The 12525-nt window shown below is 59.8% G+C and carries 13 protein-coding genes; 8 read left to right on the top strand and 5 right to left on the bottom strand.

The annotated features are described in order from the left end of the window. Positions 1–30: 30 nt before the first annotated feature. The 4 genes from EOI86_RS11530 to EOI86_RS11515 all read left to right on the top strand — a co-directional run bounded on the left by EOI86_RS11530 (position 31) and on the right by EOI86_RS11515 (position 3021). The gene (locus tag EOI86_RS11530; RefSeq protein ID WP_240035640.1) at positions 31–732 is read left to right on the top strand and encodes a DUF1285 domain-containing protein; all 702 of its coding nucleotides are present in this window, start codon (positions 31–33) and stop codon (positions 730–732) included. A gap of 37 nt (positions 733–769) precedes the next feature. Continuing rightward, positions 770–1420 carry a CoA pyrophosphatase gene (locus EOI86_RS11525; RefSeq protein WP_127765361.1) on the top strand — a complete coding sequence of 217 codons (651 nt, stop codon included), beginning with the start codon at positions 770–772 and terminating at the stop codon, positions 1418–1420. Continuing rightward, a complete protein-coding gene (locus EOI86_RS11520; RefSeq protein WP_127765360.1) occupies positions 1417–1701 on the top strand; it encodes a DUF6111 family protein in 285 nt (94 codons plus the stop codon). The genes EOI86_RS11525 and EOI86_RS11520 overlap by 4 nt, the downstream gene beginning before the upstream one ends. Before the next feature lie 123 nt (positions 1702–1824). Continuing rightward, a complete protein-coding gene (locus EOI86_RS11515; protein ID WP_127765359.1) occupies positions 1825–3021 on the top strand; it encodes a CCA tRNA nucleotidyltransferase in 1197 nt (398 codons plus the stop codon). A gap of 15 nt (positions 3022–3036) precedes the next feature. On the opposite strand, the gene EOI86_RS11510 is transcribed toward EOI86_RS11515, so the two are convergent. The 3 genes from EOI86_RS11510 to EOI86_RS11500 all read right to left on the bottom strand — a co-directional run bounded on the left by EOI86_RS11510 (position 3037) and on the right by EOI86_RS11500 (position 5007). After that, the gene (locus EOI86_RS11510; protein ID WP_127765358.1) at positions 3037–3585 is read right to left on the bottom strand and encodes a hypothetical protein; all 549 of its coding nucleotides are present in this window, start codon (positions 3583–3585) and stop codon (positions 3037–3039) included. A gap of 31 nt (positions 3586–3616) precedes the next feature. Then, the gene (hemF, locus tag EOI86_RS11505) at positions 3617–4486 is read right to left on the bottom strand and encodes an oxygen-dependent coproporphyrinogen oxidase (RefSeq protein WP_127766359.1); all 870 of its coding nucleotides are present in this window, start codon (positions 4484–4486) and stop codon (positions 3617–3619) included. A 71-nt stretch (positions 4487–4557) separates the two neighbouring features. Further along, a complete protein-coding gene (locus EOI86_RS11500; RefSeq protein WP_127765357.1) occupies positions 4558–5007 on the bottom strand; it encodes a tRNA (cytidine(34)-2'-O)-methyltransferase in 450 nt (149 codons plus the stop codon). Positions 5008–5457: 450 nt separating this feature from the next. Here EOI86_RS11500 and petA point away from each other — a divergent pair, with 450 nt between their 5' ends. Genes petA through EOI86_RS11485 form a run of 3 tightly spaced genes read left to right on the top strand, consistent with a single transcriptional unit; the run spans position 5458 to position 8095 of the window. After that, a complete protein-coding gene (petA, locus tag EOI86_RS11495) occupies positions 5458–6009 on the top strand; it encodes a ubiquinol-cytochrome c reductase iron-sulfur subunit (RefSeq protein WP_127765356.1) in 552 nt (183 codons plus the stop codon). An 11-nt stretch (positions 6010–6020) separates the two neighbouring features. Then, positions 6021–7295: a cytochrome b gene (locus tag EOI86_RS11490; protein WP_127765355.1), complete on the top strand. Its 1275-nt coding sequence runs from the start codon at positions 6021–6023 to the stop codon at positions 7293–7295. A gap of 14 nt (positions 7296–7309) precedes the next feature. Then, on the top strand, positions 7310–8095 hold the full coding sequence (locus EOI86_RS11485; RefSeq protein WP_240035639.1) for a cytochrome c1: 786 nt from the start codon (positions 7310–7312) through the stop codon (positions 8093–8095). Positions 8096–8230: 135 nt separating this feature from the next. Here EOI86_RS11485 and EOI86_RS11480 read toward each other — a convergent pair whose 3' ends face one another. Further along, the gene (locus EOI86_RS11480; protein WP_127765354.1) at positions 8231–8665 is read right to left on the bottom strand and encodes a DoxX family protein; all 435 of its coding nucleotides are present in this window, start codon (positions 8663–8665) and stop codon (positions 8231–8233) included. A 130-nt stretch (positions 8666–8795) separates the two neighbouring features. Here EOI86_RS11480 and EOI86_RS11475 point away from each other — a divergent pair, with 130 nt between their 5' ends. Continuing rightward, on the top strand, positions 8796–9689 hold the full coding sequence (locus EOI86_RS11475; protein WP_127765353.1) for a LysR family transcriptional regulator: 894 nt from the start codon (positions 8796–8798) through the stop codon (positions 9687–9689). 47 nt (positions 9690–9736) lie between these two features. Here the strand turns inward: EOI86_RS11475 and secA are convergent, their stop codons facing one another. After that, positions 9737–12481 (bottom strand): preprotein translocase subunit SecA, encoded by a 2745-nt coding sequence (gene secA, locus EOI86_RS11470; RefSeq protein WP_127765352.1) that lies wholly within the window; start codon positions 12479–12481, stop codon positions 9737–9739. Positions 12482–12525: the final 44 nt, after the last annotated feature.

The following is a 12525-nucleotide window of genomic DNA, read 5'->3' as shown; positions in this document are numbered from 1 at the left end:
TTTATACTATATATGCCTGTGGTCCGTCGCATGAACCCCAGCAACGCCGGATCGGGCGGAATATTCGTGTCGGTGTTCCTGACGACAGATCCGGCGACACAGCCGCCGCTTGGCTGCACCGTGTTAATGAAGGATGATGCGCATACAATGTCCACGCAAGCCAGCACGCCCTCCCGTCTCGCCGATTTGATTGAAAAAGGCGGCGCCCTTTCCGGTTTTCCCTGGCCCGAGGAATCCGGGGATTACGACATGCGGATCGGTCGGGATGGAACTTGGTATTACCGGGGCGAGCCGATCGGCCGGAAAAGGCTTTGCCAGTTGTTCTCCACAATTCTGCAGCGAGACGCGGACGGGGGGTATTGGCTGGTCACCCCGGTGGAACGCGGCAGGATAACGGTCGACGACGCGCCTTTCGTTGCGGTCGAAATGTCGATTGGCGAGGGACACGGCGAGGGACGAAAAGGCGAAGACAGAGGTCAGGTACTGTCGTTCCGCACCAATCTCGACCACTGGGTGACGGCGGATGCCGATCACCGTATTTCGGTGGTTCACGACCCTGACACGGGCGAACCATCGCCCTATATACGGTTCAGGGACAGGCTGGATGCGTTGATATCGCGGTCGGTCTTCTACGAGTTGGCAGACCTTGCCGAAGAGGTCGAGACGGCCGATGGGCAGCGGCTGGTTGTCCGCAGCGGGGACGAATATTTTGATTTGGGGCCTGCGGAATAGCGCCGGTGGGGTAAGATTTCGGTTTGGAAGAAACGAGATGAAAACGGGTGTGGGGATCACGGACGAGGGCGCTTGGCGGGAAGCGATCCGTCAGCGCGTCCTTGCCGCGTCGGAAGGCGGGGTCATCGCCAGCCGCGGCGATAACGATCTTAACCCCGGCATGAAGCCGCTGCGCAAGACGTTGACCCCTGCCGCCGTGTTGGTCGCCTTGGTGGACCGGCCGGATGGCTTCACGGTGCTGTTGACGCAGCGGACAGATCATCTGCGCGACCATGCGGGACAAATCAGTTTCCCCGGCGGCAAGATCGAAGAGCATGACGAAGACCCCGTTGCGACCGCCCTGCGGGAGGCGGAGGAAGAAGTCGGCCTTGCCCCGCACAAGGTAGAGGTTGTCGGCTCGCTAGACCGTTACGTGACGCGCACCGGATTTGCGGTGACCCCGGTGGTCGGTTTCGTGGATCCGCCTTTTACGCTGAAGCTCGATCCGTTTGAGGTCGCCGAGGTTTTCGAGGTTCCGTTGCGCCACTTCCTGACGCCCGGCAACCGACAACAGCATTCCTATGAACTGGAAGGTGTGACGCGGCGTTTCTACGCCATGCCGTACAACGACTATTACATTTGGGGGGCGACCGCGGGCATGCTTGTGAACTTGGCGGACATTTTGATGGCAGAGCGAGTCAGCTCATGATCAGGAAAATTTTGACGATCGCGGTACCGCTGCTTGCCCCGACGCTGGTCTATGTGACGTACCTATATTTCACCGCGAAGAACCGGGAAGCGGAACTGGAAGGCCGGAAACTTCCCGAATGGCGGCGGTGGCCCTGGCTTATCCTGGTGACATCCGGCGCCATTCTGACTGCAATTTCGATCACCGTGCTCGGCCTGCCGGGCGATGAGCATGATCCCGGCGCGTATGTTCCCCCCCACATGGAAGATGGAAAAATCGTTCCTGGCGGTTTCGCTGACTAAACCGTCCAGCTCGGTTCGACGGCGGCGATGGCTTTGGTTTTGCCATTCATCCGACGCGCATGGCAGGTTGGTCCTTAGAAGGTCACCCGAAGAGTGAAACCATAGTCGGACAGGTAAGGCGGGATGCAAATCGCCGTTCAAGATTGGATGCGTTCACCCGGTGTTATCGCGGTGTTCGACGCCTTGTCGGACGGCGTGACCCGGTTCGTCGGTGGTTGTGTGCGCGACAGCATTCTGGGGCGACCGATCCGTGACATCGACATTGCGACCGACTTAGAGCCGAAATCGGTCATGGCCCATGCCGGCCAGGCCGGCATCAAGGCCGTTCCGACCGGTATCGAGCACGGTACCGTAACGCTGGTTGCGAAGGGCACCCCGGTGGAGGTGACGACGTTGCGCCGGGATGTGGAGACGGACGGCCGCCGCGCGGTCGTCGCCTTCACCCGCGACTGGCGCGAAGACGCCATGCGGCGAGATTTTACCATGAACGCGCTTTCCATGGATCCCGACGGTACCATCCACGATTATTTTGGGGGGATCGAGGATGCGCGGGCGGGACGGGTTCGTTTCGTTGGCGCGGCAGAGATGCGGATACGTGAGGACGTGCTGCGGATTCTGCGCTTCTTCCGGTTCCATGCCTTTTACGGTAAGGACGATCCGGATGCGGAAGGATACGCCGCCTGCGTTAAATTGGCGCATCTTCTGCCCAGCCTGTCGGGGGAGAGGATCCGGCAGGAACTGCTGCGTCTTTTGGAAGCGGACGATCCGCTGCCCGCCTTGGAGATGATGTCGGACGCAGGTATTTGGCCGGAAATCGGCATTGCCGCCGTCGATCTGGCTGCATTGGCCGCCTTTATCCGGTTGGAAGGCGGGGCAACGGACCCGATTACACGCTTGGCGGCGCTGTTGGCGCCGGATGCCGATACCGGGGAGATTGCGTCCAAGCTGCGCCTTTCAGGGCGAGAGGCAACCTTGCTGCGCAACATCCGAAAGCTTGCCCAGGACAATCCGCCCGCGCCGGGCGAGATAGGCCGCTATCTTTATCGAAATGGGGCTGAAATGTCCTGGGGCGCCGGGCATTTGGCCATCGCCCGCGGCATCGACGCTAAGTCTTGGGAAGCTGTCGTAGCGGTGGCCGAGGAATGGCAGCCGAAAACGTTCCCACTGCGCGGGCGTGATCTGCTCGACGCGGGCATGGCGCCGGGTGCTGAGGTGGGGGCATTGCTTGGATCGATTGAAAACTGGTGGATCGACCAGGGTTTCGAGCCGGACCTGGCTGCCTGTCTGGACCATGCCCAATCGTTGATGCCGAAAACCTAGATCGGCGACCGGCCGCTAGTTTCCGATCTTGATCAGCCGCGCCCGCACTTGGCGAATTTGGTCGCCGTCCTCAATGCTTTCAAAGACGAGTTCCATACCCGACCCACTGACGGTGCGGATGTATTTCTGTACCCGCCAGGTGCCGTCTTCGTTGATTTGCATGCGATAGGTATAGAGCGACGTGCCGTCCACCCGGCTCCACCAAACCGGCGCGCCGTCCAAGGGGTCTCCCTCAGATTCCGTTCGGTAAACGCCGGGTGTGTTGGCGGGCATGAAAGTCAGGCTGGCTTGTTTGTGTTTGACCTTCGGATTGTCCGGATCGCCCTTTTCCCGGGTCACGGTGGTCCAATCCAAGGTGAAGCCGCCATTCGGTGCGGCGGCAATCTTTACGTCCAGATCACGGACCGAAACGGCGAAATAGATGCTGTCCGCGTTCTCGGAGATGCCCGACCCTTCGAAATGGCCGAAGAACTTCTCGATCCCTTGCGCCAATGCGCCGGTGCTCGAAAGGCCGGCCGACATGGCCAGGGCCAAAGCGAACAGGAAGGAAAGAAATCTAGGCATGGGCCTTCTCCACTAGGGGGGATGCTGGGCCTTACGGCCATTTCGCTTCCGGCGGCAGGGACATCAGGATCGCCTCCGGATTTCCACCGGTCATCAAACCGAACCGCGTCCCACGGTCATAGAGCAGATTGAACTCCGCATAAAGGCCACGATAGACGAGCTGTGTTTCGCGATCCTCATCGGTCCAGGCCTCGTCCATGTGGCGGGTGACCAGTTTCGGATAAATGTCCAGGAAAGCGCGCCCCACATCCTGCGTGAAGGCGAAGTCGTCGTTCCAGTCGCCGGTATCCAGATAATCGTAGAAGATGCCGCCCGTGCCACGCGCCCGGTTGCGGTGCGGGATATAGAAATACTCGTCGCACCAATCCTTGAACATGGGATGATAGTCCGGGTTATGGGCGTCGCAGGCCGATTTAAACGCGGCGTGGAAATCGGCGGTATCCTCATCGAGTGGAAGCGGAGGGTTCAAATCGCCACCGCCGCCGAACCAGGACCGGCTGGTCACGATGAAGCGCGTATTCATATGAACCGCGGGGACCTTTGGAGAATGCATATGGGCGACCAGCGATATGCCGCTGGCCCAGAAACGGGGGTCTTCCTCCGCGCCAGGGATCTCTTTCGCGAACCGTTCCGAAAATCGGCCATGGACGGTGGAGATGTTAACGCCGACTTTTTCGAAAACGCGGCCCTTCATGACCGACATGACCCCGCCGCCGCCCGGTGAACCGTCTTCGTTCTTGCGTTCCCACGGGGTTTCCACGAACCGGCCCGGCGGCAGATTGTCGCGCAAGGCGCCGCCCTGGTCTTCGCAGGCTTCGAAAGCATTGCGGATATCGTCCCGCAATTGCCGGAACCAGCCCTGGGCGGCTGTTTTGCGTTCTTCGATCACGGCCTCGCCCATTGGCGCCGGATCGGCACCCGGCTTGCGCAGTCGGTTCATCATCGCCCGCTTTTCCAGCTTGTCCCCAGAACTCATGACGGAAATCCTTTTGTTTGGCGCAGCCCCTCGCCCAGCACGATGGCCGCTGCATTGACGACATTCAAGGAGCGCATGCCGGGCATCATGGGGATGCAAAGACGGGCGTCGGCTGCCGCGTGGACATCCGCCGGCACGCCGGCGCTTTCCCGGCCCAACAGCAATGTATCGTCGGGACTGAACAGGAAATTGTCGAAACGCTCGGCGGAACCCGTCGTCAGCAGCACGATCCGGCCGGTGGTCTGCGCGCGATATGCGGCCCAGCCGCTGTGGCGCTTCAAATCGACGTTGTCCAGATAATCCATGCCGGCCCGCCGCATCTTTGGTTCGGACCAGACGAAGCCGCAGGGTTCGATGATGTCGACGCCCACGCCCAAGCAGGCAGCCAGCCGCAGGGCGGCCCCTGCATTCTGGGGGATGTCGGGTTGATAGAGGGCTAGTCGCATCTGCCTTCGTTGTCTCGTCGCGATTACGGCCGGGAAATGTCAGGCCTGTGCGTATTCGGTTGGCCCTATCTTTACAATGATTTCGCCCTACCGATCACGTCGGATCTGATGTGTTTTGGTCCTTTGGTAGGGCTTGTTCTCGACCGGTCTTCAACCGGTAGGATAGGCTAGACGACGCCGGAATCGACTTGCCGGTCAAATCGGGGTAAGCGACAGTGTGTATATAGGCGGCTCGAATACCCCGCAAAAAGTTGTGGGATTCGGGTTTGGGGGCCTGCAGCTTCGTTTGACGGAATGCGATGCGCGCGCTAAACGGTGCGTGATCAGCCGGTTAGTTGCCGGCGGGTGGCGAATGGCTTGATCCGAGCCGAATACGATTCGGATCTGATTGAGCCGGAAATCCTGTGAGAAGGTCGCCACCGGGAGAGGTTTAGAAGGGGATAGGGATACATGTCGGAATCGACCGAAACCGGGCATGCCTCCGAAGACGGCGGCAGTCGGCGCGATTTCCTGGGCATGCTGACCATGGCGACAGCCGCGGTCGGCGCTGCGTCGTTCGCGTGGCCAATCATCGACAGCATGAACCCATCCGCGGAGGTCCTCGCATTGGCGTCGACCGAAGTGGATTTGGATGGCGTCGAGGTCGGGCAAGCCATAACCGTTATCTGGCGTAAAAAGCCGGTCTTCATTCGGCATCGCACGCCGGAAGAGATCGCTGAAGCCGAGGCGGTTCCAATGGACGATCTGGTCGATCCGGAAACGGATGAGGCCCGGGTCAAGAACCCGAACTTCCTCGTCATGGTCGGCATCTGCACCCATCTTGGTTGTATTCCGTTGGGCCAGAATCCCAGCGACCCCAAAGGCGATTTCGGCGGTTGGTTCTGCCCCTGCCATGGGTCGCATTACGACACGTCCGGCCGTATCCGGAAGGGCCCGGCCCCCCGGAACCTGACAGTTCCGGAATACGAATATTTGAGCGATACGCTCGTCAAGATCGGGTAGGGAGCGAGACGATGCAAAGCAACGAACCCGGCCCCGAATTTTCGGGTGTGGTGAAGTGGATCGATCGGCGTTTGCCGATCTTCACGATGATGAGCAAGGAGTACCAGCAGTTCCCGGTACCCCGTAACCTCAACTATTTCTGGAGCTTCGGCGCTCTGGCCTCGATCACGCTGATCGTCATGATCGCGACCGGTATTTTCCTGGCCATGCAGTATCAGCCGAACACCGAACTGGCCTTCAACAGCGTCGAGCGTATCATGCGCGACGTCAATTACGGCTGGTTGATCCGGTATATCCACATGAATGGGGCGTCGATGTTCTTCATCGTCGTCTATATCCATATCTTCCGCGGCATCTATTACGGGTCCTACAAGGAACCGCGTGAGCTGCTTTGGATTCTGGGTGTGATCATCCTGATCCTGATGATGGCGACGGCCTTCATGGGCTATGTCCTTCCCTGGGGCCAGATGAGCCTTTGGGGCGCCACCGTCATCACCAACCTGTTCTCGGCCTTCCCGATCATCGGTGAGCCGATCGTGACATGGCTGTGGGGCGGTTTCGCCGTCGACAATGCGACGCTGAACCGGTTCTTCGCCCTGCATTACCTGCTGCCCTTCGTGATCTTCGCGGTCGTGTTCCTGCACATCGCGGCGCTGCATATTCCGGGATCCAACAACCCGGACGGCATCGATCCGAAAGGCCCGCAGGACACGGTGAACTTCCACCCGTATATGACCGCCAAGGACATGATCGGCATCGCCGTCTTCCTGTTGGTCTACGCGGCCTTGGTCTTCTATGCGCCGAACTTCCTGGGGCATCCGGACAACTACATTCCGGCCAACCCGCTGGTGACGCCGCCGCATATCGTTCCTGAATGGTACTTCCTGCCGTTCTACGCGATCCTGCGCTCCTTCGTCGCCGATTGGTGGTTCTTCCAGATCTTCCTGGGATGGTGGGGCATGACCGCCAAGTTGGCCGGCGTTCTGGCCATGTTCGGGTCGTTGATCCTGCTGGCGGTATTGCCGTGGCTGGACACAAGCCGGGTGCGGTCCTGCAAGTACCGTCCGGTTTACAAATGGCTGGTCTTCCTGTTCGTGATCGATTTCGCCATCCTCGGGTATGTCGGCGGCAAGCCGGCGGAGGGCTGGTATGTGATCGTCGCCCAGTGGGCCACGCTCTACTACTTCTTCCATCTCCTGATCCTGACACCGTTCGTCGGGTGGATGGAGCGTCCGAAACCGCTGCCCGCAAGCATCAGCCAGCCGGCTGTGGCCCCGGCCGAGTAAGGGGAGGAAGAGGAATGAGCATGTCCATAAAATCCCGCATGATTGGCCGCGCCCTGTTGGGCGCCGCCATGGCCCTGATGATCGGTGGCGGTTCCGCCCAGGCGGCGGAGGGTATCGTCCCGCCGAGCCAGGATTGGAGCTTCAACGGCGTCTTTGGAACCTTCGACAAGGCTTCCGCCCAGCGTGGCCTCAAGATCTACAAGGAAGTCTGCTCGGGCTGTCATAGTCTCAACCTGATGTACTATCGGAACATCACGGCGCTGGGCTATTCGGAAGACCAGGCAAAGGCCTTCGCCGCTGAATACGAAACGACCGACGGACCGAACGACGATGGTGATTATTTTACCCGTCCCGCGCGGCCCTCTGACCGTTTCGTGGCGCCGTTTGAAAACGAGAAAGCCGCTGCGGCTTCCAATGGTGGCAAGGCGCCGCCGGACCTCAGCCTGATGGTCAAGGCCCGGATGCATGGCGCAGACTATATCTATGCCCTGCTGACAGGGTACAAGGAAGTCCCGCCGGAAGGCGTTACCTTGTCCCCCGGCGGTCATTACAACGAATATTTCCCCGGACATCAGATCGCGATGGCGCCGCCATTGTTTGAAGATGCCGTTGAATTCGATGATGGCACCCCGGCTACCGTTGAACAGATGGCGAAGGACGTTTCCATGTTCCTGGCCTGGACAGCGGAACCTGAAATGGAAGACCGCAAGGGGATGGGCGTCAAAGTCTTCCTCTTCCTGTTGGTTTTCCTGGGTCTGGCGATCGCCAATAAGAAACGCCTCTGGGCCAAGCTCCACTAAGCGATTGGCGCATGCCTGAGATGAAAACGGCCTGCCGGAAGCTCCGGCAGGCCGTTTTCTTTTGCCCAAGGGGCTGAGTGGAAACAGAAACGGGGGCCGAGGCCCCCGTCTCCCTTTCCGGACCGCGAAGAGACCCTACGCGGAAGCTTGGCCGGCCGTCCGTCCTTCACCCAGCAGGGTGCCGGGTTTCAAGGCATAGGCCCCGTCGCCGAGCAGGATCTGCGTGGCGGAGGCCGCGATCAGGAAAAGCGGGTATTCATAGCCGCCGCCTTCGGCCGAGAAGACCCAGCCATTGCCGGCATGCACCATCATGGCGCCGACCAGGATGGGGACGAGCGCGGCCGCCACATAGCGCGTATAGACACCCAAAATCAGCAGGGCGCCGCCACCGATTTCCGCCGCCACCGTCAGATAGGCGACAAAGCCCGGATAGCCCAGTGATTCGAAGAACTGGACCGTGCCGTCCATCGTGAAGACGGCCAATTTCAGATAGGCATGCATGATGAACATGACGCCGAGGGAAAGACGCAGAAGAGTAGCCGCATAGGGCGCTGTACGAGTATCGATCATTTGGAAAAAACCTCCGCCAAGTGGTTTCGAATTAAACCGGTGTTTCACTCCGGGCCGGACATCCTGTCCGCTTGGTGGACAAGTTAGTATGTGCAGATTATTTCTGTAATTCTTTGAAAAATCTCAATAGATGTGCGTAAATGCACAGATGAGCGATTGGGACAATTACCGATATTTTCTCGCCGTGGCGCGGGAAGGCACCCTTTCAGGGGCTGCACGGGCGCTATCGGTCAATCACGCGACGGTCCTGCGTCGGCTGCGGTCGCTTGAGGAGCAGCTTCAAACCAGCTTGTTCGAGCGCCGCTCCGACGGCTATTCGCTGACCTCTGCCGGGGAGGAGATGCTCGACCATGTTGCCCGGATGGAGGAGGAGAGCCTCGCGCTCGAGCTTTTGCTCGCGGGCCAGGATGTTCGTTTGGCCGGTGACGTGCGGGTGACGACCGTCGACTCCCTCGCCGACGCGGTGCTGGGTCCCCTGCTGCCGTTTTTCACCCAGGAACATCCCGGCATCACGATAGAGTTGGCCACCGACTACCAATGGGCCAACCTGTCCCGGCGAGAGGCGGATATCGCCTTGCGGCCGTCCAACAATCCGGGGGATGCAATGGTCGGCCGGCGTGTCGGCCTGTTGAAAAGCGGCCTGTACCGGTCGCCCGACCTGCCGGGCTTCGACGCGGCATCGCCGGATCGCGTCATGGACTGGCGCCAGGCGCCGATACTGGCGCCCGACGGGCGCATCGCAGAGACCGCGGCGGCCCGTTGGTTCAACAAGGAGTCACAGTCATCCCGTGTGGTGCTGCGGGGCACCTCGTTTCTGATCCTTCGGAAAGCCTGCCTGGCGGGCATGGGGGTCACTTGCCTGCCACACTACCTTGGTGAGGGCCTTGTACGCATCGAAAGCGCGCCTGAGAGCACGTTCACGGACGTCTGGCTGCTCACACATCCTGAACTGCGCAAAAGCGCCAGGGTCAGGGCCGTTTTGGATTGGATGGCGCGGGAAGTGCCTCGGCGCATGCCGAACTAGGCCTCACCGTCGCGGGTTTTCAAAGAAGTACCCAGTAACGCGGGGAACTACAGATTGCCGTGGCAATGCTTGTATTTCTTGCCGGAACCGCAGGGACAGACCGAGTTCCGCGAAACCTTGCCCCATGTTTCCGGGTCATTCGGATGCAGCCAGCGGCGCAGACCTTCATGAAAAATGAAGCCTGGGGGGGCAGTGTCCTTGGTATATTGCGTCCCCATGGACCGCACGGCCGTGGCCGGCGCGTCTTCTTCGTCACTGGGCCCCGATTCCTCTAGATCCGTCGGTGCTTCCGGCTCCAGGGCCTGTTGGGCCTGATCGGCGCGGATTTCCACATGCGACAGGACCTGCGTCACCGTGCTGCGCAGATTGTCGAGCATGCTTTCGAAAAGTTCGAAAGCTTCCGACTTGTATTCATTCAGCGGGTCACGCTGCCCGTAGGCACGCAGACCGATCCCCTGACGCAGGTGATCCAGATTGAGCAGATGATCCTTCCAGGCGGTATCCAGAAGCTGCAGCAACAGGCCGCGCTCGGCATATCGCATCATCTCGGTCCCCATATCGACGGCCTTCTTGGCCATTTTCTGGTCGACCGCTTCGCGCAGGCGTTCCCGGATTTCCTGGTCGGCGATGCCTTCTTCCTTGGCCCATTCCTGGACCGGCAGGTTCAGACCGAAGATACGCAGGGTTTCTTCGTGCATGCTGTCGATAGACCACTGATCCGGCAGGGCGTCTTTCGGCATCGCCTTGTCGACGATGTCGTCGATCACCTCGTAACGCATGTCCAGAACGGTGTCGTGGACGTCGTCGGCGCGCATCAACTCCTTGCGTTGCTCAAAGATGACCTTGCGCTGGTCATTCATGACGTCATCGAACTTCAGAAGCTGCTTCCGGATTTCGAAGTTCCGCGCTTCAACCTTCTGCTGTGCCTTTTCAAGCGCCTTATTGACCCAAGGATGGATGATCGCTTCGCCGTCTTCCAGGCCAAGCTTCTGCAGCATCCCGTCCATCCGCTCCGATCCGAAGATCCGCATCAGGTCGTCTTCCAGGCTGACATAGAATTTGGACTCGCCCGGGTCGCCCTGACGGCCCGATCGGCCGCGCAACTGGTTGTCGATGCGCCGGCTTTCATGCCGTTCGGTGCCCAGAACGAATAGACCACCCGCATCCAGGACCTGTTTCTTCTTGGCTTCGATATCGGCGGTGATCTCGGCGACCTTGGCGTCGATCGCCGCCTGATCTTCCATGCCTTGAGTCTCGCGTTCGACACGCATTTCCAAGTTGCCGCCCAATTGAATGTCGGTTCCGCGGCCCGCCATGTTGGTCGCGATCGTCACTGCGCCGGGCACGCCGGCATCGGAGATGATATGCGCTTCCTGTTCGTGATGCCGCGCGTTCAGAACCTTATGCGGAATTTTCATCTGCGTGAGGGTCTTCGAAATCTGCTCCGACCGTTCGATGGAAATCGTGCCGACCAGAACCGGCTGGCCCTTTTCGTGGCAGATCTTGATCTGCTCGATCCCGGCGGCTTCCTTCTCACGCGCCGAACGGTAGACTTCGTCGTCGTTGTCGATCCGGACCATGTCCTTGTTGGTCGGAATTTCTATGACTTCCAGCCCGTAGATTTCCTCGAATTCCGCCGCTTCGGTCATCGCCGTACCGGTCATGCCGGCCAGTTTGTTGTACATGCGGAAATAGTTCTGGAAGGTGACGGAGGCGATGGTCTGGTTCTCGTTCTGAACCTTGACGCCTTCCTTGGCTTCCAAGGCCTGATGCAGACCGTCGGAATACCGGCGGCCTTCCTGCAGGCGCCCGGTGAATTCATCGACGATGATGATCTTGTCGTCTTTCACCACGTAATCGACATCCGCAGTGAACATCTTATGGGCGCGCAGCGCCTGATTCACGTGGTGGACGAGGCTGACATTCTGGATGTCGTACAGGTTGCCGTCTTCCAGCACACCGGCGTCGCGCAGGATGTTTTCGACGTTCTCCTGCCCGTCCTCCGTCAGCGAGATGGCTTTCGACTTCTCGTCCTTTTCGTAGTCCGCCTCGGTCAGTTTCGGGATGACCTCGTTGATCTGGCGATACAATCCGGACGAATCCTCCGACGGGCCGGAGATGATCAGCGGCGTCCGCGCCTCATCGATCAGGATCGAGTCCACCTCATCGACGATGGCAAAATTCGGTTCCCGCTGGGCCATGTCTTCCAGTCGGAATTTCAGATTGTCGCGCAGATAGTCGAAGCCCAGTTCATTGTTCGTGGCATAGGTGATGTCGCAGGCATATTGCTGTTTGCGCATCTGCTCCGGCATCTGCGGCACGATCACGCCGACCGTGAGGCCCAGGAACGTATAAACATTCCCCATCCATCCGGCATCGCGACGGGCCAGGTAGTCGTTCACGGTGACGACATGCGCGCCCTTGCCGTCCAATGCGTTCAGGTAGACCGGCAGGGTGGCGACAAGCGTCTTCCCTTCACCGGTCTTCATCTCGGCGATCTTGCCGGAATGCAGTACCATGCCACCGATCAACTGTACGTCGAAATGTCGCATGCCCAAGGTCCGCTTGGCGGCTTCCCGGACGACCGCGAAGGCTTCTTCCAGGATGTCGTCCAGGGTTTCGCCGTTGTTCAGACGGCTGCGGAATTCGTCGGTCTTGGCTTTCAGCGCCTCGTCGTCCAAGGCGGATATCTGTTCTTCCAGGGCGTTGATTGCGTCCACGCGTTTGCGCAGCCCCGCTACGGTCCGGTCGTTAACCGAGCCGAAGACACGTTTTAAAAGTCCGCCCAGCATGAAGAAGGCCTTTGCGATAAATCAATGGAAGTGCAGATGCGATG

The organism is Hwanghaeella grinnelliae, assembly GCF_004005845.1.
GTDB lineage: Bacteria > Pseudomonadota > Alphaproteobacteria > UBA8366 > Aestuariispiraceae > Hwanghaeella > Hwanghaeella grinnelliae.
Note: the sequence above shows the minus strand (reverse complement) of the source record. Positions and strands in the feature narration are given on the sequence as shown.